Source organism: Candidatus Kaelpia imicola, assembly GCA_030765505.1.
In the GTDB taxonomy this organism is placed as follows: domain Bacteria; phylum Omnitrophota; class Gorgyraeia; order Kaelpiales; family Kaelpiaceae; genus Kaelpia; species Kaelpia imicola.
Genome location: JAVCCL010000019.1, coordinates 16023 through 39681, shown reverse-complemented (window position 1 = coordinate 39681; position 23659 = coordinate 16023). Strand labels below are relative to the sequence as shown.

Sequence of the window (23659 nt, the reverse complement as noted above, 5' to 3'; positions counted from 1 at the left end):
AAATCACTTTCTATGCATATTTTGCAAAACGAGCATAGAGAGTGAGTTCGTAAACCAGTACAAGACCAATCCTGCCGGGAATTTATAAAAAATAACCCCAAAAATAATAGGTAAAAACCAGAGGTTGGGCATAGTGCTGCTGCTGGAGACCTTAGCCGTGGGAGAAAACTTCTGCTGAACAAACATCAGTCCCGCCATTAAAATAGGTAATAGATTGACCTCGCTGCCTATCAAGGGCAAGCTCTTAGAAAGCATAAAAAGCCTGTCAGGAACAGAGAGGTCTTTAATCCACAGAAACGATGCATGTTTTAGTTCATAGCTGCGCATCAAAGTGTTATAGAGCGCTATAAAGACCGGTATCTGCAGGAACATAGGGAGACAACCACCCATGGGATTGACTTTATGCTTCTTATAAAGCTCCATCATCTCTTTATTGACAGCCTGAGGATTATCTTTATGTTTTTCTTTCAACTCCTGCATATGGGGCTGTAAGCTCTGCATCTTTTTCATAGATTTTTGAGATTTCAATGTTAAAGGAGCAAAGATAAAGTTTAACAGTAACGCCAGCATAATAATGGCCAGACCATAATTATGGGAGACTTTATAAAATATGCCTAGTAAGCTTTTTACTATGTTGTTTAGCTTACCGTAATTTAACAAATCCAACCAATTATCGTCGTAAAATGCCAATATAGACTCAGAATTGGGTCCTATGTATGTTAAAACTTCTATGTTCTCTGTTTTGCCTTTTATAGCGAAAAAGAATCCTTCTTGATCGCTTGAAGGTTTTATCTCTAGATCCAGATCTTGGCTGGGATCAAAGAGAATAGAGTAATGTCTAAAAGAGAGGGCAAACCAATCTACGGCATTAAAAAACCTTTTTTTCTTTAAGAGGCTTCCAATCTTAATGCTCTCTGTATTCTGCCGGCCATCTTTTACCATAACCCGCAGATAGCGGGACTCCCGCATAGAGACCTCATATTTACCAGGCATATAGAAGAGGAGCTGAGATTCTCCCTCCGTATTGAAGAGAAGAAGATGTTTATCTATACTATATTCTCTTCTAACGCCATTTGAAGATAGAACCATCTCAGCCGTATCGCAGTCTTTACTTTCTTCAAATGATACGGTTGATACGGTTGGCATCAACAGTCCTAACCTTTTATCTTGCAAGGGGTAAAAGCTAATCGGCTCTAAACCGTCTTTTATTTTTACTGATTTGACCACTCCAGACCGAGTATTTAGTTCAATTTTCAGCTCTTGATTTTCAATAACCGTATCATCTACCGTATCATCGCTTATAACCGTATCATATACCGTATCATATGCTCCGGCAGACTCTAAATCTTCCTCTGCTACAAGCGTTTCTGGTTCTAAGGGGGCTACACTATGCGGCCTCTGCGGTATATATCTTTTCGCATAATAAGGGTAAGCGAGCATAACCAAGAAAGCCAATGCTGTTGCAAGAAGTATCCTCTTGTTATTTTCCATCTCTCATCACCTCACAGGGTCATACCCCCCAGGAAAAGCAGGGTTACACCTTAATATTCTTGTTACAGTTAACCAAATCCCTTTTATAAAACCCTTCTCCTGCAGTGCTTGAATAGAATAATTAGAACATGTCGGGTAAAAACGGCACCTTGAAGGCCAGAGTGGTGCCAGCAAAATTTGATAGAACCTAATAATAGCTATAATTAGGATCGACCTATTTTCTTTAACAAGAGCGAGCAGAGAGGCTCTATCTTTTTGAGACTCAGCATCTCTCGTTCCAATGTTCTGATAATGCATATAATATCCAATCCTTTGCTGTCCCAAGTATAATTTCTAAAAACTTCCCTCAATACTCTCCGGGTTCTATTGCGATCCCAAGCCCGTTTAAATACTTTCTTAGGTACAAAAAAGGCAGCTTTGATGCTGTTATCCAATCTCAACTTGTAATAAAAGACAAAATTCTTACTGCTGAACCGCTTGCGCTCTAAAAAGACTGCCTGAATGTCTTTTTCCTTTTTAAGGGAGCTGAAACGCTTATCCATTAAACCGCAACTTGAGCACGCCCTTTTTTTCTTCTTCTATTAAGAACTGCTTTCCCGGCCTTCGTAGAATTTCTTTTCAAAAAACCATGTTTTCGTTTTCTTTTTAAATTTGAAACCGGCTTTAAATTCTTCTTCAAGGCTAATCACCTCCTGCTGTTCGGATTATTATAAAAAAAGTACTCGCTTAAATCAACTTAAATATTGCAACGCTGCCTATCGATTGTTATAATTACTGCCTATGCAGAAACAAGATATTGCTTTTTGGGAGGAGATAGAACAGAGGCTGATTCAAGAGTTCGGCAGCCATACATACAAATTCTGGATAGAGCCTCTTGAAGTCAAAGCACTCTCTGAAAACACAATAGAGCTTGTTGTGCCTAATATGTTTTTCAGTAATTGGATCCGGGAAAGATATATGGACAAAATTCTTTTTTTCTTAAGAGAGACTACCGGAAGAGAGTACAATATTAAGCTTTCTATTAAAGAATCCAAAAAAAGAAGTGAAAATAATAATTTAGCATTAACTCCGCACCTCAAGAGTACACCGAAAAATAGAACACAATTAATATCCAAAAACGTGCTGGAGAAACTTAATCCCAACAACACGTTTGAAGAGTTTGTGGTTGGAGAATGCAACAAGCTTGCACACGCCGCAACCTTTGCAATAACACTATCGCCTGCGAAAGATTACAATCCGCTATTTTTATACGGCGGAGTAGGACTGGGAAAAACTCACCTGCTTCATGCTATGGGACATGGAATCATAAACCGCTATCCTGAGTTCAAAGTTCATTATATATCATCTGAAGAGTTTACCAACCAGCTGATAGGAGCAATACAGACCCGAAGTACTGCAAAGTTTAGAGAACGTTACCGCAGTGTCGATCTTTTATTAATAGACGATATACAATTTTTAGCGGGTAAGACAGGTATGCAGGAAGAGTTTTTTCATACTTTCAACGCACTCTATGATTCTCATAAACAGATAGTAATCTCTAGCGACCGCTCACCTAAAGAGATCCCGGACTTAGAAGAGCGGCTGGTCTCAAGGTTCCACTGGGGGTTGGTTGTTGATGTACAAAAGCCGGATTATGAGACCCGCATGGCAATCTTAAAGAAAAAAGCTGCACATGCAAAACTGTTAATACCAGAAAGTGTTCTCTCTTATATAGCAGAAAAAATATCTTCGAATATTCGGGAGCTGGAAGGTGCGCTGCTTAGAGTAGTGGCGCACTCTACTTTAATAGAAGAGAAAATAGATATTGTCTTGGCAAAAAAAATACTGCAAGATATGGTAAAAGAGGAAGAGAGTAGAATATCAATACCTTATATTCAAAATAAAGTTGCACAATTTTTTAATCTATCAGTAGAGGACTTAAAAAGTAAGTCGCGTAAAAAATATATTGCTCTGCCGCGTCAGATAGCAATATATTTTGCTAGAAAATATACCGATTCATCCCTAAACGGCGTAGGTCAAGCTTTTGGGGGTAGAGATCATACTACGGTTATGCATGCGATACAAAAAATAGAGAAGGGTAGAGAATCTAATTTAAAGAGCGTTGTGGATAACCTTGTGGATAAAATAGATAAAAACATGTAGGCTGCTTGTGGATAATATGTGGATATACGGATTGTTAATATAGAGAGAGGGTTAAAAAGGTATTATACACTTTTAAATAACATTAAGATGTGTATAAATAATTGATTTGATTTTATGGTATTATATGGTTTTTCAACTTTTCAACAACCACTACTAGAGACTACTAGTTTTTAAAAAACTACTATTAAAGAATGTGTGGATAAAGGAGGCAGGTATGAAAATAAAAGTAGAGAGGGGAGAGATAACCCAACATTTACAAGATGTAATAGCAGCAATACCTTCAAGATCAACGTTACCGATTCTATCCAATCTGTTATTAGAGGCGGAAGAGAATAAACTTTTTATCACAGCTACGGATCTTGAAATATGTATTAGAAAAAAAATAGACGTGGAAGTAATACAATCAGGCAAGATTACAGCTTTAGGAAAAAAATTTTATGATATATTAAAAGAGATACCATCCGATAATATACTGATAGAAGAAACAAAAAATTTTGGAGTCATATTAAGAGCTGAGAAATGTTATTTTAAACTTTTAGGTTTTTCACCTCAAGAGTATCCCGATATACCAAAAATAGAAGGCAAAAGTTTTAAAATAGATGCCAAAAAGCTTGCCTCAATGATATCAAAAACTTATTTTGCTTGTTCAAAAGAAGAGACAAGGTATGTTTTAAACGGTATTCTATTTGATTTTAATGAAGACTCCTTAAGTTTAGTAGCAAGTGACGGCAGAAGGCTTGCGCTCTGTCGGGAAAACATTAAAACAGGATGGTCGGGTAAATATATAGTTCCTCAAAAAGCAGTGTTAGAGTTATTAAAAATGAGTGAAAAAACAGAAACCCCTTTAACTGTAAGCCTATCCGAAAAAAACAACCAGATGGCATTCTCTTTACCCAAAACAGAGCTGATTACACGTCTTATAGAAGGAGACTTTCCTAAATATGAAGAGGTTATACCCCAAGAGAGCGACAACAAGCTAACATTAAATACAAAGGATTTTTTTCAAGCAATTAAAAGAGCTAACCTTATGACAACCACGGAATCTGTTGTTGTAAAGATAGAGGTTTACAAAGATAAAGTTGTAATATCGAAAGTGACCCCCGAACTAGGAGAGGGGTGCGAAGAGCTGGAAGCGGACTATAAAGGAGAAGAGATAATAATAGGTTTCAACCCTCAATATTTATTGGATATTTTGAAAAATATCGATCAGAGCGAGATAGTATTTGAATTAAACGGAGTAGATAAACCCGGAATAATAAGGATAGGCTCTACATATCTCTATCTCGTTTTACCTATGCAGTTAATGTAAAAAATGAGAGAGAAGCCCCTAAAGAAGGAGTTAAAGAGTGTTTTAAAAGAGATTCAAAACAAAAACGCAGAAGGCGGCAAAATAATTACAGCCTGGAACAAGATAACTGAGAGTTTTATAGAGCATGCAGAACCGGGTGCTTTAAAAAAAAGAGTGCTTTATGTGGATGTTGATGATAGTGATTGGATGTATATTTGTTCTCTGAAGATAGAGAAGATAAAAGACGGCCTGAAAGATTTTTTTAAACAAGGAATAATAGAGGAGATAAAATTCAGAGTGGGAAGATGAAAGAGAAAAAAGAGTCTAAGAAAAAAAAACAGAAAGGAGTAGGGATGGTCAAACCTTTAGAGGGCAGGATTAAAACAGAAGAACAGAAAAGCCTTAAGATAAAAACGAAACAGAGGTATGATGCAACTAATATTCAGGTTTTAGAAGGTATTGAGGCTGTCAGAAAGAGACCCGCTATGTATATTGGCGACACCTCTTTATATGGTTTACATCACCTTATATATGAAGTGGTTGATAATAGTGTAGATGAAGCCATGGGGGGCTATTGTGACAGCATTAAAGTCCGCGTACAGGCTGACGGCAGCATTGCAATTATAGATAACGGCAGAGGTATTCCGGTCGATAGACATAAGACAGAGAAGAAACCTGCTGTAGAGGTTGTCTTAACCACTCTTCATGCTGGCGGTAAGTTTGATGCTAGAGTTTACAAAGTTTCAGGCGGACTGCACGGTGTTGGCGTATCTGTGGTCAATGCTTTATCAGAATGGTTAGAGGCGGAGATTAGAAGAGACGGTAAGGTTTATCATCAAAGGTATGAGTACGGTAAGCCGGTGACAAAGCTTGCTACAATAGGAAAGAGTAAAAAAACCGGAACAAAGATTACATTTGCACCCGACCCGGATATTTTTCGAGAGACTACAGAATTTAAGTTCGATATTATTGCCAACAGGTTAAGAGAGCTGGCTTTCCTTAACAAAGGGTTAAAAGTAAAACTAGAAGATGAGAGGGTAGGCAAAGATGTAGAGTTTATGTTTAGAGGAGGTATAGTCAGTTTTATAGAGTACCTTGCTAAAAACAAAAATGCCCTGCATAATAAGCCGATTTATTTGGAAACAAAAAAAGATGCTCTTATTCTTGAGGTTGCCTTGCTGTATCACGATGGTTATAACGAAAGCGTTTTCTCCTTTGTTAACAATATCAATACTATTGAAGGGGGAACACATGTCTCGGGGTTTCGCTCAGCCTTGACCAGGACGATTAATAGCTATATCAGAAGTAAAGGGATGATTAAAGATGATGAGCCTCTACCTTCAGGAGATGATGTACGAGAAGGGTTAATTGCAGTAATCAGCATTAAAGTCCCCGACCCTCAATTTGAAGGACAGACCAAAACTAAACTGGGTAATAGTGATATTCAAGGCATTGTAGAGTCTATGGTCAACAAACACTTGGGCGGGTTTTTTGAAGAAAACCCTTCTACAGCAAAGAAGATTGTCTTTAAGGCAGTGCTTGCTTTCCAGGCAAGGACCGCCGCGCGTAAAGCTAGAGAGATAGCTCGGCGGAAGGGTGCATTAGATATAGCGGGAGGCCTGCCTGGTAAACTTGCAGATTGTTCTGAGAAAGATCCCGAGCTCTGCGAGCTCTATCTTGTAGAAGGAGATTCTGCAGGCGGTTCAGCCAGACAAGCGAGGGATAGAAAATTCCAGGCAATTCTGCCTTTAAAAGGCAAGATTCTCAATGTAGAAAAAGCCCGCCTGGACAAGGTCTTAAAAAGCAATGAGATTCAAATTATCATCAGCGCTTTAGGCAGCGGTATTGAAGATGAGTTCAAAATCGAAAAACTGCGCTACCATCGCATAATCCTTATGTGCGATGCGGATGTTGACGGCTCTCACATCAGAACCCTGCTTCTAACATTTTTTTATAGAGAGATGCCTGCCTTACTTGAAAATAGACATATATATATTGCGCAGCCGCCACTCTATAGAATTAAAAAAGGGCAGCGTGAAAAATATATTCAAACCGAAGATGAGATGGCCCAATTTGTTTTAGAACTTGGCATAGAAGGGTGTGTCTTAAACGTGAAAAATAGCAAGAAAGTTTCCGGGAATAAATTATTAAATCTCCTGCTTCTTCTTGTTGAGATCAGGCGGATTACAAGATTGATTCAAAAACGCGGCATAGACGTAAGAGACTATATCAACCATTGGGATAAAAACAGAGGGGCCCTGCCGCTTTACAGGGTAAAATTTAAAAAAGAAGAGCAGTTTCTGTCTACAGACGAAGAGCTTAGTGTATATATATCTTTGCTAGAGAAAAAATTAAAGAAGGAGATTGAGTTTGACATCGAAGAAAAGAATTTTTCTAATGTAAGCGATTTAGAGATTATCGAAATCTGGGAAGAGATGGATCTCGCAAAACAGCTAAAACAGCTTATTAAAACGGGGTTCAGCCCTAAAGACTATTTTAAGCCTGTCCAGGCAGGAGCTGAAGAGCGAAAGAATAAAAATAGACCCCAAAGCAAAGCACCTTTTGTATTAAAAAACAACGGGACAACAGAACTCTTTTCTTTACGGGAACTGTTAGAGAATGTTGAAAGCCAGGGTAAACGAGGACTACAGATACAGCGCTACAAAGGTTTAGGCGAGATGAACCCTGCTCAGCTTTGGGAGACTACTATGGACCCCGATGCCCGAACCTTAGTGCAGGTATCTTTAGAAGACGCTGTTGAAGCAGATAATATTTTTACTACACTTATGGGCGATCAGGTTGAGCCCCGGAGAAATTTTATCCAAGAACATGCTCATGAGATAAGGTATTTAGATGTATAGTTTTTAAAAAGGGAAGGAGAGAGATGTACGCCAGAGAACAGAATATAAAACATGTAGATATTAAGGATGAGATGAAAGACTCTTATCTGAGCTATGCAATGAGCGTAATTGTAGGCAGGGCTTTGCCGGATGCAAAAGACGGGCTCAAACCTGTTCATAGAAGAATATTATTTGCTATGAAAGAGCTGGGGTTAGAGTCTAACAAGCCTTACAAAAAATCCGCTCGTATAGTCGGAGAGGTTTTAGGTAAATATCATCCCCACGGTGATACGGCGGTCTACGATGCTCTGGTGCGTATGGCACAGAGTTTCTCTGTGCGGTATCCTCTTGTAGACGGTCAGGGCAACTTTGGCTCTGTAGACGGCGATTCGGCAGCGGCAATGCGGTATACCGAGGCTAGGCTTGCGGCAATATCCGGAGAGCTGCTTGCTGATATTGAAAAGAATACAGTGGATTTCAGGCCCAATTTTGATGAAAGCTTAAAAGAGCCCACGCTCTTACCCGGCAGAGTTCCTAATCTTCTTGTCAACGGCTCTTCAGGCATCGCTGTGGGTATGGCAACAAATATACCTCCTCACAATTTAACAGAGGTTATTAATGGAACGATTGCCTATATAGATAATTCCGATATCACTATAGCAGAGTTGATGGAATATATTCCTGGGCCTGATTTTCCAACAGGCGGGATACTCTATGGCAGCGAAGGATTAAGAGAGGCTTACAGCCAGGGTAAAGGGATTATTAAGATTCGCGCTCAAGCGGCGGTAGAACAGCTTAAAGGAGGTAAGGAGGCTATCATTGTTAAAGAGATACCTTATCAGGTAAACAAATCCAACCTTATAGAACAGATTGCTAATACGGTCAAAGAGAAGAGGATAGAGGGTATATCCGACCTAAGAGATGAGTCTGACAAAGAGGGTATTCGTATTATGATAGAACTTCAAAGAGATCGACATTCCGAAGTTATTCTGAACCAGCTTTACAAGCATACTCAGATGGAGGTCTCTTTCGGTATTATCTTGCTTGCCCTTGTGAATAATAGGCCGCAAGTCTTAACCTTAAAACAATTGATTACAGAGTTTGTTCAGCATAGAAAAGAGGTTGTAACCAGAAGGACAAAATTTGACCTTGAAAAAGCAGAGAGACGAGCACATATAATAGAGGGGTTAAAACTGGCTTTGGCAAACATTGATAAGGTTATAGCTTTAATTAAAAAGGCTAAAAATACACAAGATGCAAAAGAGAAGCTAGTTGAAAATCTTAAACTAACAGAGATACAGGCCCAGTCTATATTAGAGATGCAATTGCAGAGGTTAACACGATTAGAAGTAAGTAAACTGGAGGCAGAGTATTTAGAGCTTATAAAGAAGATAGAATATTTAAAAGACTTGCTTAATAGTGGCAGGAAGATTATGGAAGTAATAAAAGAAGAACTCAAAGAGGTGCAAGATAGATACAGCGACGGGAGAAGAAGCAATATCGTGGAAGAGGTTAAGGAGGTCAAGGTTGAAGATTTAATCGCAGAAGAGGATATGGTTGTTACAATATCCAATTTGGGTTATATAAAGAGGCAGTCTATCTCTACATATAAAAGCCAGCGCCGTGGAGGCAAGGGTGTGATAGGGATGGATCTGAAGGAGGGTGATTTTGTCGATCAACTCTTCATTGCTTCTACACATGACCATATGCTTTTCTTAACCAATAGCGGTAGGCTTTATTGGTTAAAAGTACATGAAATCCCTGTTGCCAACCGCACGGCGAGAGGTAAAGCCGTTGTCAACATCTTAAGTTTAAACAGAGAAGAGCTGGTCACCGCTTTTATACCTGTTAGAGATTTTGATTCCAATCAGTTTCTTGTTCTTGCTACGGCTGCCGGTGTTGTCAAAAAGATGAAGTTGAATGATTTTAAAAACCCGCGTAAAGGGGGAGTAAATGCTATCTCGTTAAAGAGTAAGGACTCTCTTATATGCGCCAGAATCAGCGATGGCAAAGATAACGTCTTCTTAGCGACAAAAGACGGAAAGTCTATATGTTTTTCAGAGAAGCAGCTTAGGCCGACGGGCCGCAGCGCTCAAGGGGTCAGAGGTATTACTCTATCCAAAAGAGATAGAGTAGTCAGCATGTGCTGTGTTAAAGAAGAGGATAGTATTTTGACGGTTGCCGAGGAAGGATTCGGCAAAAGGACAGCTGTTAAAGCTTACAGGATACAATCCCGCGCCGGCAAAGGTGTGATCAATATGAAACTGCCCACCAAGACAGGTAAGGTTATAGGGGCAGAGGTTGTGAGCGATCAAGATGATATCGTTTTGATGACCCAGAGCGGACAGGTGGTCAGGACTTCTGTAAAAGATATTAGGGAGATAGGGAGAAGCACTTCGGGGGTGCGTATTGTCCGGACGGCCGATAAGGATCGAGTCGTATCTTTTGCTAAGGTAGTCAAAGACGATGAGCAGAGCTAAACGGCAACAGTTTGAGAAAAATAGAGAGTTATTTGCAAAATCGAAATAAAGTGGTAAACTTAATAAAGTAGTATTTAAACGGAAAATGGAGTCCCCATCGTCTAGCGGCCTAGGACAACGGCCTTTCGAGCCGTCGGCGCCGGTTCAAACCCGGCTGGGGACGTTGATATAGGCAGCAAGATAGGCGTTAGTAAAAAGGGGGTTTAGGTAGCATGTGTGGCATAATTGGTTATATAGGTAAGAGAGATGCTCTTGATATCCTTGAGAAAGGGTTGGAGCGCTTAGAGTATAGAGGCTATGATTCTGCCGGCATATCTATATTTAATGACGGTAACTTCCAAACTGTAAAGAGGTCTGGTAAGGTCGAAGTACTAAAAGATGCTCTGAAATCGTTAAATATAAAGGGCGGCTTGGGTTTGGGGCATACGCGCTGGGCTACTCATGGCGAGGTCAATGAGCTCAATGCCCATCCTCACCTGGACTGCAAAGATGAGATTGCTATCGTGCATAATGGTATTATCGAAAACTATCAAGAGCTTAAAATCGGACTTGAAGAAAACGGCCATTGGTTTAGATCAGATACAGATACGGAAGTAATAGCACATCTTATAGAGGAGTATTATAAGGATGATTTAGAAGAGGCCGTGCGGCAGGTTTTGCCAAAACTGAAGGGTAGCTATGCTTTGATGGCAGCTTCCAAAAGAGAGCCGGATAAAATTATTGCTGCCAGGATGTTAAGCCCTTTGCTTCTGGGCATAGGTAAGGATGGTTACTACCTTGCTTCAGATGCAACAGCATTGATAGGCGAGGCTCAGCTTGTTATATACATAGACGACGGAGAGATGATAATAGTAAAAAAAGACAGTTTCTCTATAAAGGATTTTAATGGTAAAGAGAGGCTTAAAAACCCTTCAGAGTTAAAGTGGACAATGCCTTCGGCTGACAAAAATGGATTTTCGCATTTTATGCTCAAAGAGATATATGAACAGCCCGAGGTAATCAAAAATGTTATTGAACATTATATTAACCAGAATCAGGTTAAATTGCCGATTAAAGATAGTTTCTTTGAGGATATAAAGCAAATTGTAATAGTTGCCTGCGGTACAGCCTACCACTCAGGTTTAATTGCCGAATACTTGATAGAGGATATGGCAGGCATAGCGGTTACCGTAGATACCTCAAGTGAATTTAGATATAGAAATCCGGTGCCCGAAGAGCATACGCTTTTTATATCTATATCCCAATCGGGTGAGACTGCAGATACATTGGCCAGCCTGCGTCTTGCCAAGGAGTTTAATTTTAAAACACTCTCTCTGGTTAACGTAGAAGATTCAACGATTGCCAGAGAATCTGACAGAGTGCTCTATACTGCTGCCGGCCTCGAGATAGGTGTAGCCTCAACCAAAACATACCTGGCTCAGATTATGGTCTTACAGCTTCTATCTTTAAAACTGGCTCAACTTCGTAAAACTAAGGATGCCGAATTTTTAAAAGACTATATACAAGATTTGAAAAAGGTACCGCTCTATTTAGAGAAGATAATTGCCGAAAAAGATAGCATTAAAAGCTTAGCATCAGAGCTATATCAATCTCCAAATTTCCTATATTTAGCCCGAGGAATTAATTATCCCAATGCTTTAGAGGGGGCTTTAAAGCTAAAAGAGATATCTTATATTCATGCTGAAGGATATCCAGGCGGTGAGATGAAGCATGGGCCGATAGCTTTAATTGAAGAGCAGCTCCCTGTAGTGGTTCTCTCTGTTGCAGGTAGGGTGCGGGATAAGATGCTATCCAATATGCTTGAGATAAAAGCTAGAAAAGGAAAGCTTATAGGTCTCATAACAGAAGGAGATTCAGAGTCGGAATCAACCTGCTTCAGAACTATTAAAGTACCCAAGATACGAGAATCTGTTGCAGTATTACTTACTCCATTGCCATTACAGCTCTTGGCATATTTTATTGCGCTTAAAAAAGGTTGCAATGTTGATAAGCCCCGCAACCTTGCAAAGAGCGTAACTGTAGAATAATTTTTTATTTCAAAATGTCTAACAAGGGAAGGCTCTATCTGGTCGGAACGCCTATTGGAAATTTAGGGGATATTACTCTTCGGGCTCTTGAGATTCTCAAGGAGGCAGAGGTGGTCTTATGTGAAGATACTCGTAGAGCTCAAAAGCTGTTTCATCGATATAGCATAGAGACGCCAAGAGTCTCTTTTCATGATTTCAATAAAGAGCAGAAGACATCCGCTGTTTTAAAAAAGATAAAAGAGGGTGCTGTCTATGCTCTTATTTCAGATGCAGGTACTCCCGGGATCTCGGACCCCGGGTTCTACCTCGCAAGAGAGGCGTTAAGATGTGATTTAGATGTTATATCTATTCCCGGGCCCAGCGCTTTTTTAACTGCTTTAGTAGCTTCAGGTCTAGCTACAGACAGGTTTACTTTTGAAGGATTTTTGCCTCGCAGGAACAGCAAAAGAAAACAGCGGCTTGAAGCTTTAAGAGAGGATTCCAAGACTATTATATTTTATGAAAGCCCTCATAGGATAGAAAAACTGTTAAGAGATATTTTAGAGATTATAGGAGATAGGGATCTCTGTTTAGCCAGGGAGTTGACAAAACTCCATGAAGAACTTCTGCGTTGTAAAACATCAGAACTCCTAAAGCGCATAGAGTGTAACCAAGTCAGATTAAAAGGCGAGATGGTTTTATTATTGGAGGGTAGTAGAGGTTTGTAAAATCTCGGCGCAGGTGTTAAAATGTCTTTGATGCTATTATGGGAATAAAGAATGCCGTACTCTTTACTGTTTTAGCTTTATATTCTCTATGTTTTGCTGAAGAGAACCGGAGCATTACCCTTGCTTTACCCCAGGCTGTTATAGTCAATCCTGAACTTTACGAGGAGTGGCCCGATTTCAATCTTAAGTCTGAGACTGCATATAGTTTTGATTTTCTTTTCCAGGAAGATTCTAAAAAGCGGGTTACGACCAGAATAGGCTATTTAGGTTTTATGACTGCCAGTATTAATAGAGAGAGCAGGACGTTGGGTATAAGCTATTTCTCTCTGTTTAGGCGGATGCCGGAGTGCGAGATATCTTTACCTCTGGAGATATCTGATGAAAAAGCCGGAGACCATGCTTTAGAGATGGTCATTTTACCGGGCAAGAAGGGGCCTAGCTCTCTGGATATCCAGATTGGATTAAAAGGCAATAGTTATTCTAAAATACTGAATGCAAAATTGAAAGGCCCTACACTTGTCTTAATACCATTGACCCTTTTTGAGATTAAGATAGCGGATATAGAGAGTATCAAAATAGTTGTACCTAAAGGCGGCGATCGGGATGGTGTAGGTAGTTACTCTATCAAAGAACCGCGGATTGTGGTAAAAGCATGAGAAAAGAGCTTATATTTATAGTGGTTATCTCTATCATGCTCTACGGCTGTACCAATACAGCTGGTGGTTTCTCAAAGTATAGGGAGCAGATCTTTATTTTGCAGGACTTTAATGCAGATGAATATAAAGGAGGAGTATGGGAGGCGGTGTCTAACGATAAGCAGGCAAGCTTTAAGGCTGAGCTCCAGGCCCGCGTCCGGGTAGGAGAGAGAGGAAGAGCTGTGGCGCTTGATTATGATTTTAGGTCCGGGGCAGATCTCGTGGGAGGTCTATGGTTAGATGTTTCAGATCATGATTTTAGCGGGTACAACCTGCTCGGTTTTTGGATTAAGGGTGAGCCGACGCTGGGATTTTCTAAAATAGTAGGAGTTACAATAGAAGATAAATTTGGTAATAGAGTCACAAAGATGAACTCTCAAGTCTCTAGTGAATGGGGGCGAGTAGAGATATCGCTGAATAGTCTAAAAGATAAAAGGCTCTCCAACATAGTAGAAATAAATGTATTTATAGATAAGCGTTATACCAGCATAGAAGCAGGGCGTTGCTATATAGACGATTTTTATCTAAAATGAGTACTCTTATTTGTTTTTTAATAAAAGATGTGGTATAAATGTATTGTGATGAGGAAGAAAGACTTTTTAAAAGATTTAATTTTGGGTCTAATAATAGTATCTATCTGCTGTATGCTCTCCATAGATGTGAGTGCATATAGTGATTCAGAGAAAGAGAATCCTATGGATTTATCGCATTATGGTTCAGCTGCAGAGCTTTATAACGCTCTCTCTGCCGCGTTATCTATTGATGAGCTGGAAGAGAGAGAGGCGACTATAAAGGCTTTATTGATAGGAAAGAAATCAGGGGAGCAGGTACGCATTAGTTATCAAAATTTAAGCGCATCGCTATATGCAATCGCTGCTATAAGAAATAAAATTAGAGAATTTGCAATGATAAGTAGCGATCAACTCTTTGCTCCAATTAAGGCTGCCGGTCCTAGCAGAAGCGTGGGTAAGAATGGATCATTATCTTTTAATGGAACAAATACGGAGGTTGCAAAATGGATTATAAACAAATATGCGAAGGGAAAAAAGGGTGTTACAGACGGGGATATAGAAGAGGCTATAAAGAGAATAACGGAGACATCCGGACAGCATGCAAAAAAAGGGTTTTCAATAACTTTTAACCACAGCATATCAAATGATAAGCTGGGCGGTCCCAGCACGGTGATACCAATACAGATTGCATTAAGAAGTGAAAATACGCATTTTTTGGACTGGACATTTTCTAAAACAAGCAAGCCTGTATATGCGCAGGATGATAATGATCCAGAGATAGAGTTCGTTGTATACAAAGATAGTTATAACTACATAGAGTATCTTGAATGTGAAGGTGACTGGTGGGGATTTGATAACAAAAAATCAAATGCATTCGGTTATGCAGTTAAATTGTACCAAGAGATAGAAAATTTAGAGACAGGAGTTATTACAAGTTTTGAACAAGATATTTTGGAGATGGATTTTCAACTGAGAGAAAATAAAAGTTATCATAGAAAAGTTACCGAAGTTTTACCTGGAGAGTATACTCGCAGTTACGAAGAGACTGTTAATATAAAAGAGTTTTATTCATCCGTCAATGAAGACGGCGATATAGAATATATGCCCCAAGTGCTTGAAATAAAACACTTTAACGATGATAATGCCCCTGATTTAATTACTACCTCTCTTCAATTTTATCAATATGATGAATATGACAGAGCATCGGAGATTTTAAACATTTCTCATATAGAATCCAAGGATGGAGAGATAAGCTATAATACAATTTCTATAAGTAAAATATTAGAGTACGATCCTTTGACTAAACTTGCTACTTTAGAATCGGTGAATTTTAATTTAGCTTTAGTCGAAGGTTCATTTGAAGATGCAATTCAATACGGACAGGTAATGTGGCGCGCTTTTAAAGACGAAGAGGTTGCAAGAATTTTAGGCGATATAGCGTTGGAAGAATTCGGCAATGCAATTAAAGAGATTGCAGAGCAAGTTATAGACCAAGGCATAGATTATGAGGCAGCCCGCACTAATGTCCTTGCCCGATATTGGTCAGAGAGCGATGATACTCTTCAAGCCCAGAATACCTCCTTTCCAGAAGCCTGCAGTGATATTTAATCTTGATAATTTATTGGCAGTATAGACCGCTATTTGTTAAGATAGTAACTATATGAAAATAGATTTTCTAAAACAGGTTTCAACCATCGGTGCTGGTCTTCTGTTTTTGATTATTATATCCTTACAATCCTCTATATCTTTTGCGCAAGATATGAATAGTGGGTATCAAAAAAAGAGCTGGGATTATAGCCTGGGAAGTGAATATAGCAAGCCTGCCTACACTCCCTTAAAAAAGATAGAGAGCGAGGTTCTCTATTTTCCTTATATAGCTCATCAGCAGGAGACGGATACCGCATCACCCATGGGTAGTGATTTTTATGCCTATACAATGCCGGAATCTATTTTTGGGATTGAGACTATTGAATTAGAGTTTGAGGAGGGTGTTCCCGAGATTGAAAACGGAGTTGAGATAGAGAGGCTTATAAAAGAGTTAGAAGATGCAGCACCTTTAGTCTTTAAGGATGCTGTGAAAAGGCAGGGAGAGAATCTACCGGTGCATAAATACGGTCTTAGGGTCAAAGTGCAGATAGCAGAAGTTGAATCTGTTAGCGAAGAAGAGGAAGCCGAGCAGCAGGATATTCAAGAGGAGAGTAAAAGCCCTAAAGAGCGAGAAATAAATGTATTTATAAATATAATCTTTGGGCAGAACAAGATAGTGATAAAAATCCCCCCTTTAGATCCTAAAGCAAAAGAGAGATTGATAAAAGAACTTGAACGTATCGCACATATTCTTGCAAGGCAGGACGATTTAATCGATATCAATCAGATTTCAGATTAATTTCCTGCGGTTTAATCCCCTTTGCGTGCTTCCATTTTCTACTTGACAATGAGGCCTTTTTTTGAGAGATTCTAAATGATACGGTTATGATATGGTTATATATAGATTAGTCTCAAAAGTAACGGCAGAAAAGCTATCCGTATCATTTATGATATGGTTCTTGCTAACCGTATCATTATTGCAAATAACCGTATCATATTCCGATGATACGGTTACCTTAAACAGCATTGAAAAAGTATTTCAAGACGGTCTGTTTACCTTAAAACTTAATTTCAACCGGCCTCCTACTTATTCTGCGTACTGGGTTAATGATAACCAATATCTCTTTTTTGACCTTATTGGCAGCAATATTCTTTGCATAAATAGATTGAAGATTGATATCGATCTGCCCGGGGTAGAATATGCAGAAGTGGAGTTTTATCCAGGTTATGAACCAACTGCTGATAAGCCCGGAAAAGTAGACGGCATAAGGCTTGCTATAAGCAAAGCAAGCAAATACGATGTATCGCTAAGCAGGAAGAGCATAGATATCAAATTTCCGTTTATTAAAGAAGCTTCTGTAGGTAAAGGCAGAGAAGCTTTTGTGGATAAAGACGTGGATAAAGAGGTAGATATTCCCAAAATATTTAGTTTTATGCCGAATAAACGCATAGGTCCTAAAAATGAGCGGGAATGGCAGGAGGCAATTTGGGGTTGGCGGCCATGGTTAGAGATTGGAGTGGAAAACTATAGGGAGCTCAAAGTTGCGCAAAGTCAATATGAACTTGCGCAGCTTAAACTAAGCGAGGCTAAGCGGCAGCTTTTTCCTAATGCTATAATTAGAGTTACTGATACAAGCGGTGCTACTGTCGGTGATGTTGATATTTTTTCGAAATCATATGAATTAGAGCTGGAGCAGCCTATATCTTATGGCGGCGAATTGAGGTATAAAATTGAACAGGCTGAGATAAACAGAGAACTTTCGCTTTATGAGCACAAGAGGCTTTATTCTGATTATTCCCTGGAATTAAAAAGAAGCTACTACAGTGTCGTGCTGAACAGGATGAATTGGGATACTTTTAATAAGCTTATTAAAGAGGCAAACAAGATTTTTGCATTAGGAGAGGTTCTCTATCAACAGCAGCTGATCACAGAGCTGGAATACGGACAATTACAATCCTCTTACCATCAGGTCAAGTTTTTTTTCATATCAGCCCAGAAAGAGCTCTCTTTAGCGGAGCTTTCTTTTAGGCAAATTTTAAATATGCCGGAAGATGAAGAGATAAACTTTGTCAACTGGCTGCCTTTTGAGAGAGTCAATGTTGATATGGATAAAGCATTAGAAATTGCCAAGATAAAACGCCCCGAATTAAGAATTAGGCAATTAGTAAGCCATTTTAACAATTTGAATGAACAGATAGCAAAAGCTAAAAACAGGTGCCGAATAAGCCTTACAAGTAAAGTTGGCCAGATGGCCGAAGGCTATGAGTCAGAAGATAAAGTCTTCAGAGATAGTTGGTATGTAGGATTAAAAGTGACTAAGCCTATAGGTACAAGCACATTGAGTAGTTCTGTAACAAAGCAGAGTAGGCCGGCAGGCGGCTTTAGCCTGGAAGAGACAACGGAATCTTTTACAAGATCAACAGAGCTTTCTCTAGTCGACAGGCTGGGGAGCATCGCGGATATAAAAACTGCTCAAACAGAACACCTGAAGGCTTTAAACGAAGAACTTGAATCTGAAGAGACTATTGTTGCTGAAGTTAGTAAGTCTTATGCAAATTATATATCCTCTCTTTTCCAAATAGAGACATCTTTAAGAAAGCTGGATTTCTTGAATAAACGGCTAAAGGTAACAGAGGGTAAGATGAAGATAGAAGAAGCAGATATAACAGCATTAATGCAGTCATATTTAGATTATGCTAATGAAAAAGTAAATTATAACCGCGCTTTGATAGGTTATTATATGGCTCTTTCCGGACTTTCCAAGGCATGTGGAGTTGAAAGTTTTTTAAGTTTAACAACCGATAGGCCGGTAATAACTGCCTGGGAGAAGTTTGGCGAGCATCCCTCTGCAAACATTAGCTACACACCTTTCTTGCTTCCGGATTTTAAAAAAGAGAGCAGGGAAGCAACTTTAACAGGTATAGAGGGTAGGATAATCGGAGTTAACAATCAGCATGAAATGGCAATCCTTAATATCGGAAATGCAAAAGGTTTAACCCCATCAAGCAAGGTTGTAGTCTATCGAAATGGTAGAGAGTATGCTCTGCTCATACCTGCTCGCATAGAAGGAGAGATGTCGGCCTGCTATTTAGAAAAAGGTATCGGGGATAATTTCAAGGGTTTGAGAATCGGGGATAACGTGGAGATAATGCAATGAAAAAAAATTTAGATTTATCTAAAGCAAAACAGTTTTTTACTCCCAAAAAGATTATGTTTATTGTCGCAAACATAGTTATTATAGCTTCTCTGTTTTTAGGCGTGCAGAGGCTTTTTAATTCTCAAAATAAGGGTGAGAAGTATTCGGTGCCGGAAGGAAAAAAGCAGTTAACGGAAGAATCGAAAAAGAAAAGCTCTGCAGATAAGAAGCCCCAAGACATCTCTTCGCTATTTCCGCAGCAGTCTCAGGAAGAGATACCGATTAAAATCTATGAGCTTAAACCGGTTGATTTTACAGATGAATTATTTGTGGCAGGTACAGTTAAAAATATTCCGATACTTGAGTTGAAGTTTGAAACAAATGGAATATTAAAAAACGCCAATTTCAAAGAAGGTGAAAAAGTTAAGAAAAACGATCTTCTTGCAGCCCTTGATCCTAAAGATGTTAATTTAGAGGTTCAGTGGACGCAGGCAAAGCTGCAGGTTTCAGAGGCAGAGCGTAAAGTAGCACTTAAAAAATATGAGATAGTTAAGAGACTTTATAAATTAGGTGCAATTATAAAAGATAGGCTGGATCAGGTGCAGGCCGAGGTCAATGTTGCCAAAGCTAAAATAGAGGTCAGCAACAAAGAGCTGGCGCTGAGTAAATTAAAGCTTCAGAAGCTGCAATTAAAAGCTCCTCAAGACGGCTTGATAGGTAAAAAAGAGAAAGAGGTAGGAGAGTTTGTTACATCTAATGACGTGATCTGTAAATTTATAGACCCGGACAATACGTTTGTAGAGACAGGGATTATAGAGAGAGATATTTTTAAGATTAAATCAGGGCAGAAAGTAAAGATAAAAGTAGATACTTATCCGACAAGAGTTTTCTTTGGTTATGTAGAGACACTATTTCCTGAAGTAGATGAAAGAACACGAACACTCAATGTGCGCATACGAGTGCTTGATCCGGGGAAGCTTCTCAGACCCGGAATGTTTGCGCGGGTAGCCATTGCTGTCTTTAGAAAGAGGGATGCTTATGTTATTCCAAGCGCTTCCGTTTCAATACAGCAGGGGGCCTATTATGCGGCGATTGTAGAAGGGGGTAAAGTAGCATACCGCCAAGTCTCTGTTGAGTATATTACGACCGACTTTGCTGTTATTAAAAAAGGTCTTAAGGAAAGTGATCTAATTGTCACAGAGACGCCGGGAATGAAAAAACTTTCTGCGGGCAGTCCCGTCAAAATTATAGAGAGACAGGAAAAACTGTTTTAATAATCATTCTGCAATGAATCTACCTAGCTTTTCTGTAAGAAGACCGGTTACAATAACAATGTTCTTTCTGGGTGTTATGCTTCTGGGTGCTATCTCCTGGATGCGTTTGCCGCAGGAGCTATATCCATCGATATCTTATCCCCAGATTAGCGTTGTTACAACCTACGAGAATGCCTCGCCTGAAGAGATTGAGACCCTTGTAACAAAGATAATCGAAGAGGCGGTAGGCACAGTCAACGGGCTTAAGAAAATATCTTCGATTTCAAAAGAAGGGCTTGCTCTTATTATTCTCGATTTTGATTGGGGTACAAATATGGATTTTGCTTCTCTGGGTGTTAGAGAGAAGATAGATTTGGTCAAAGAGAGGCTTCCTATTGGAGCCAAAGATCCGATAGTAATGAAGTTTAATCCCTTCGAGATACCTATTGCTATATTATCTATTAAAGGAAGCCTTCCGTCTAGAGAGTTAAGAGAGCTAACTAGAAAAGAGATCAAAGACGAGCTGGAGAAAATAGAAGGTGTCGCTTCAGCCGCGATAGCAGGAGGTAGAGAGCGGGAGATTCTGGTTGAACTTGATCAAGGTAAACTATATGCCAATCGCATTCCAATCTTAAAAGTTGCTGAAGCTATAAAACAGACAAATTTTACTTTTCCTGCCGGGACAATTAAAGAGAAATTCTATGAATATTTGATCAGGACAATAGGTGAGTTTGAAGCGGTTAAAGAGATTGAGAATGTTATTGTTGAAGTACAGGATGTTGACCCGCCAAAGACGCAATATGAAGAATATATAAGAGAGCTAAAAGGGGAGAGTTCGGATAAAAGAATAATTCACTTGGGCGATTTAGGCAGAGTGCAGGATTCGCTTAAGGATTTAACCAACCTCTCACGTTATAACGGCAGCGATAATATTGCTCTTAGAATTCAACGGCAAGCAGGGGCCAATATTATTACAGTAGTTAAGGCTATCGAGAAGAAACTTCTTAAGATTGAAGAGAGGTTGCGGGGTAGAGTCGAGATAGAGATTGTCTATGATCAGTCTAAGTTTATCCAGAGCTCCATTAACGGAGTTAGAGATGCTGCAATTCAGGGAGGTGTACTTGCTTTCATTGTTCTCTTCTTCTTTTTGATGAATATATACAGCTCTCTGATAGTCGCGCTTTCAATACCTATATCTATTATGTTTGCCTTCAGCCTTATGTACTTCAGAGGACTCTCTATTAACATTATGTCTTTAGGCGGTCTTGCTTTGGGTGTTGGTATGCTTGTAGATAATGCCATTGTTGTTATAGAGAATATCGTCCGTAAGAGGCAGCTTGGCGGACCTGCCAAAGAAGCGGCTATCGGCGGAGCGTCTGAAGTGGCAGCTGCTATCTTCGCTTCTACTTTGACAACGATAGCGGTCTTCCTTCCTCTGATATTCGTTAAAGGCGTTGCAGGACAGCTGTTTAAAGAGCTGGCTTTTACTGTTATCTTTGCTCTTATTGCTTCTCTTGTTGTTGCGTTATCTTTGATTCCCAGTCTTACTTCTAAAATAAAGGGAGTGAGTAAAGAACCTAAAGAGTGGGCCTGGATGAAAATATTGCGTATCTCATATCTTAGTGCATTGAAATCATTCTTGAGATTTAAGCAGATAGGGTTCGTTCTTGTTATTGCAGCAACAGGCCTCTCTCTCTATCTCTTGACCAGGGTAGACAGAGAGTTGATGCCCAAGGTTGACCAGAGAGAGTTTATGATAAAGGTTGATATGCCTACAGGTACAAAGATTGAGATAACAGATAGGGTTGTAAAGAGGATAGAGAGAGCCATCTTTAGCTATCCCGACATTAAAGGTGTTAGCGTGACCGTTGGTTCTTCTAAAGAGAAGGACTATGGGGGAGCTGTAGAGACCCTGGGATCTCATCAGTCCCAGATAGTAGTCAACTTAAAGAAACTGCCGAAGAGATCACCTTATTATAGAAAAAGCCAAGATATTGTACAGCAGCTACAGAAGGACTTGCTGGTCGTTGATTTAGAGGGGGCAGAGCTAGCGTATATTCTGCAAGAGACAATATTCAAAGCAGCTATGGGCGGGGGTAAGCCGGTCAATGTTGAGATAAAAGGGCGTGATCTAGATGTTTTGCGCTCTATCTCAGAAAGTATAGTTTTGAGTCTAGGCGACATTACCGGGCTCTATGATATTAAGAGTGACCTTATGCCTCCTCAACCGGAGGTAAAGATCAATATAAAGAAACAGAAAGCCGCACTCTATAACCTCTCGGTGAATACTATATCTTTGGCAACCCATGCAGCGATACGCGGTTACGTTGCTTCTAAATATAAAGAGCAGGGTAGAGAGTACGATATCAGAACAAGGTTGCGTGACGAGGACAGAGAGAACATCTCTAAAATAAGAAGCATACTTATACATTCACCTCTTGGGGTTGAGATTCCGTTGGCGGATGTAGCTTATCTTGTGAAAGGCGTGGGGCCGTCTGAGATCAGGCGGTTAGGCCAAGAGAGAACCGTTCTGGTCTCGGCCAATATTTATAAGCGGGGGTTTAATGAAATCGCGAACAGCGTAGAGAATAGGATATCTAATCTGGATATTCCGCAGGATTATTTGGCACAGCTTAGCGGAGAGCGTAAAGAGATGAAGGAGTCTTTTAAAAGTCTTTTCTTTGCCCTGCTATTGTCTATAATACTTGTCTACATGATAATGGCTGCGCAGTTTGAGTCTTTCTGGCAGCCCTTTATTATTATACTCGCCGTGCCCCTGGCAGCGATAGGTGTAACAGTTGCTCTGCTTCTTACTCATACCACTCTCAATATAGTTGTTTTTTTGGGGGTAATTATCCTGGGCGGAATTGTTGTTAATAACGGTATTGTTTTAATAGACCGTGTTAATGGATTAAGAGAAGAGGGGCTCTCTACTTATGAGGCTGTCTTAGAGGCCTCTCAAAACAGGTTGCGGCCGATATTGATGACAGCTTTGACTACAACCCTCGGTCTTATACCTCTTGCATTGGGATTTAGCGAAGGGGCAGAATTGAGGGCCCCTATGGCTATAGCTGTTATCGGAGGGCTGTCTTCGTCTACATTGCTTACTCTCTTTATAGTTCCGGCATTATACATTGTTGCTGTAAAGATGATAGAGAGCGGCAAGAGAGAGGTATTACCTGAAGTAGAACAGGGACTAATATCCGGTCTCAAGTCGCAGCAACGGGAGCAGCCGGATATTACAGAGGTAAAATCAGAGAGAGAGGAAGAGAGAGAAAAGAAAGATCAACGTTTGGATTTAAATCAGAGGCAGGCAGAGGCTTTAAAATATTTGCGTCAGAAAGGAAGGTTGAGGAGGCAGGAATATATGCAGATGTTTAGTATCTCTATTGCTACAGCAGCCAGAGATCTCAAAGACCTGCAGAAGAAAAAGATCATTACTCCAGAAGGGCCAAATGGTCCTGGCAGGTGGTATAGAATAAAATAGCATAGGCTTAACT

17 protein-coding genes and 1 tRNA gene are annotated in these 23659 nt (G+C 39.8%); 15 read left to right on the top strand and 3 right to left on the bottom strand.

Annotated elements, in window-relative coordinates:
• Nucleotides 1-3 precede the first annotated feature (3 nt).
• The 3 genes from yidC to rpmH form a co-directional block, all read right to left on the bottom strand.
• Nucleotides 4-1491: a membrane protein insertase YidC gene (yidC, locus tag P9L98_03035; GenBank protein ID MDP8216282.1), complete on the bottom strand. Its 1488-nt coding sequence runs from the start codon at nucleotides 1489-1491 to the stop codon at nucleotides 4-6.
• A gap of 6 nt (nucleotides 1492-1497) precedes the next feature.
• On the bottom strand, nucleotides 1498-1731 hold the full coding sequence (gene yidD, locus P9L98_03030; protein ID MDP8216281.1) for a membrane protein insertion efficiency factor YidD: 234 nt from the start codon (nucleotides 1729-1731) through the stop codon (nucleotides 1498-1500).
• Nucleotides 1732-2032: 301 nt separating this feature from the next.
• Entirely contained in the window at nucleotides 2033-2170 is a 138-nt protein-coding gene (gene rpmH / locus P9L98_03025) for a 50S ribosomal protein L34 (protein ID MDP8216280.1), read from the bottom strand.
• A 101-nt stretch (nucleotides 2171-2271) separates the two neighbouring features.
• On the opposite strand from rpmH, the gene dnaA reads away from it, so the two are divergent.
• From dnaA to P9L98_02950, 15 genes are all read left to right on the top strand, one after another.
• Nucleotides 2272-3633, top strand: a complete 1362-nt coding sequence (dnaA, locus tag P9L98_03020) for a chromosomal replication initiator protein DnaA (protein ID MDP8216279.1) — start codon at nucleotides 2272-2274, stop codon at nucleotides 3631-3633.
• A gap of 214 nt (nucleotides 3634-3847) precedes the next feature.
• Nucleotides 3848-4942: a DNA polymerase III subunit beta gene (dnaN, locus tag P9L98_03015; protein ID MDP8216278.1), complete on the top strand. Its 1095-nt coding sequence runs from the start codon at nucleotides 3848-3850 to the stop codon at nucleotides 4940-4942.
• Between the two features lie 3 nt (nucleotides 4943-4945).
• Nucleotides 4946-5230 (top strand): DciA family protein, encoded by a 285-nt coding sequence (locus tag P9L98_03010; GenBank protein MDP8216277.1) that lies wholly within the window; start codon nucleotides 4946-4948, stop codon nucleotides 5228-5230.
• On the top strand, nucleotides 5227-7782 hold the full coding sequence (gene gyrB, locus P9L98_03005) for a DNA topoisomerase (ATP-hydrolyzing) subunit B (protein ID MDP8216276.1): 2556 nt from the start codon (nucleotides 5227-5229) through the stop codon (nucleotides 7780-7782). The genes P9L98_03010 and gyrB overlap by 4 nt, the downstream gene beginning before the upstream one ends.
• A gap of 23 nt (nucleotides 7783-7805) precedes the next feature.
• Complete coding sequence (gene gyrA / locus P9L98_03000) at nucleotides 7806-10241, top strand: DNA gyrase subunit A (protein MDP8216275.1); 2436 nt, start codon at nucleotides 7806-7808, stop codon at nucleotides 10239-10241.
• 90 nt (nucleotides 10242-10331) lie between these two features.
• Nucleotides 10332-10404: transfer RNA gene (locus tag P9L98_02995), tRNA-Glu, on the top strand.
• A gap of 49 nt (nucleotides 10405-10453) precedes the next feature.
• Nucleotides 10454-12268 (top strand): glutamine--fructose-6-phosphate transaminase (isomerizing), encoded by a 1815-nt coding sequence (gene glmS / locus P9L98_02990; GenBank protein ID MDP8216274.1) that lies wholly within the window; start codon nucleotides 10454-10456, stop codon nucleotides 12266-12268.
• A 14-nt stretch (nucleotides 12269-12282) separates the two neighbouring features.
• Entirely contained in the window at nucleotides 12283-12975 is a 693-nt protein-coding gene (gene rsmI / locus P9L98_02985; GenBank protein MDP8216273.1) for a 16S rRNA (cytidine(1402)-2'-O)-methyltransferase, read from the top strand.
• A gap of 38 nt (nucleotides 12976-13013) precedes the next feature.
• Nucleotides 13014-13631, top strand: a complete 618-nt coding sequence (locus P9L98_02980) for a hypothetical protein (protein MDP8216272.1) — start codon at nucleotides 13014-13016, stop codon at nucleotides 13629-13631.
• Nucleotides 13628-14203 carry a carbohydrate binding domain-containing protein gene (locus tag P9L98_02975; GenBank protein ID MDP8216271.1) on the top strand — a complete coding sequence of 192 codons (576 nt, stop codon included), beginning with the start codon at nucleotides 13628-13630 and terminating at the stop codon, nucleotides 14201-14203. The genes P9L98_02980 and P9L98_02975 overlap by 4 nt, the downstream gene beginning before the upstream one ends.
• A 48-nt stretch (nucleotides 14204-14251) precedes the next feature.
• Complete coding sequence (locus P9L98_02970; protein MDP8216270.1) at nucleotides 14252-15790, top strand: hypothetical protein; 1539 nt, start codon at nucleotides 14252-14254, stop codon at nucleotides 15788-15790.
• 52 nt (nucleotides 15791-15842) lie between these two features.
• Entirely contained in the window at nucleotides 15843-16568 is a 726-nt protein-coding gene (locus tag P9L98_02965; protein ID MDP8216269.1) for a hypothetical protein, read from the top strand.
• A 91-nt stretch (nucleotides 16569-16659) separates the two neighbouring features.
• Nucleotides 16660-18927 (top strand): TolC family protein, encoded by a 2268-nt coding sequence (locus P9L98_02960; GenBank protein ID MDP8216268.1) that lies wholly within the window; start codon nucleotides 16660-16662, stop codon nucleotides 18925-18927.
• Nucleotides 18924-20180, top strand: a complete 1257-nt coding sequence (locus P9L98_02955) for an efflux RND transporter periplasmic adaptor subunit (protein MDP8216267.1) — start codon at nucleotides 18924-18926, stop codon at nucleotides 20178-20180. The genes P9L98_02960 and P9L98_02955 overlap by 4 nt, the downstream gene beginning before the upstream one ends.
• Nucleotides 20181-20193: 13 nt before the next feature.
• The gene (locus tag P9L98_02950) at nucleotides 20194-23646 is read left to right on the top strand and encodes an efflux RND transporter permease subunit (GenBank protein ID MDP8216266.1); all 3453 of its coding nucleotides are present in this window, start codon (nucleotides 20194-20196) and stop codon (nucleotides 23644-23646) included.
• Nucleotides 23647-23659: the final 13 nt, after the last annotated feature.

What these genes read in the sequence shown, in the direction of transcription:
- yidC (MDP8216282.1), bottom strand. Translation starts at nt 1,491, where the DNA reads ATGGAAAATAACAAGAGGATACTTCTTGCAACAGCATTGGCTTTCTTG.
- rsmI (MDP8216273.1), top strand. Translation starts at nt 12,283, where the DNA reads ATGTCTAACAAGGGAAGGCTCTATCTGGTCGGAACGCCTATTGGAAAT.
- P9L98_02975 (MDP8216271.1), top strand. Translation starts at nt 13,628, where the DNA reads ATGAGAAAAGAGCTTATATTTATAGTGGTTATCTCTATCATGCTCTAC.
- dnaA (MDP8216279.1), top strand. Translation starts at nt 2,272, where the DNA reads ATGCAGAAACAAGATATTGCTTTTTGGGAGGAGATAGAACAGAGGCTG.
- P9L98_02980 (MDP8216272.1), top strand. Translation starts at nt 13,014, where the DNA reads ATGGGAATAAAGAATGCCGTACTCTTTACTGTTTTAGCTTTATATTCT.
- gyrB (MDP8216276.1), top strand. Translation starts at nt 5,227, where the DNA reads ATGAAAGAGAAAAAAGAGTCTAAGAAAAAAAAACAGAAAGGAGTAGGG.
- P9L98_02965 (MDP8216269.1), top strand. Translation starts at nt 15,843, where the DNA reads ATGAAAATAGATTTTCTAAAACAGGTTTCAACCATCGGTGCTGGTCTT.
- P9L98_03010 (MDP8216277.1), top strand. Translation starts at nt 4,946, where the DNA reads ATGAGAGAGAAGCCCCTAAAGAAGGAGTTAAAGAGTGTTTTAAAAGAG.
- glmS (MDP8216274.1), top strand. Translation starts at nt 10,454, where the DNA reads ATGTGTGGCATAATTGGTTATATAGGTAAGAGAGATGCTCTTGATATC.
- P9L98_02970 (MDP8216270.1), top strand. Translation starts at nt 14,252, where the DNA reads ATGAGGAAGAAAGACTTTTTAAAAGATTTAATTTTGGGTCTAATAATA.
- P9L98_02950 (MDP8216266.1), top strand. Translation starts at nt 20,194, where the DNA reads ATGAATCTACCTAGCTTTTCTGTAAGAAGACCGGTTACAATAACAATG.
- gyrA (MDP8216275.1), top strand. Translation starts at nt 7,806, where the DNA reads ATGTACGCCAGAGAACAGAATATAAAACATGTAGATATTAAGGATGAG.
- dnaN (MDP8216278.1), top strand. Translation starts at nt 3,848, where the DNA reads ATGAAAATAAAAGTAGAGAGGGGAGAGATAACCCAACATTTACAAGAT.
- P9L98_02960 (MDP8216268.1), top strand. Translation starts at nt 16,660, where the DNA reads ATGGTTATATATAGATTAGTCTCAAAAGTAACGGCAGAAAAGCTATCC.
- P9L98_02955 (MDP8216267.1), top strand. Translation starts at nt 18,924, where the DNA reads ATGAAAAAAAATTTAGATTTATCTAAAGCAAAACAGTTTTTTACTCCC.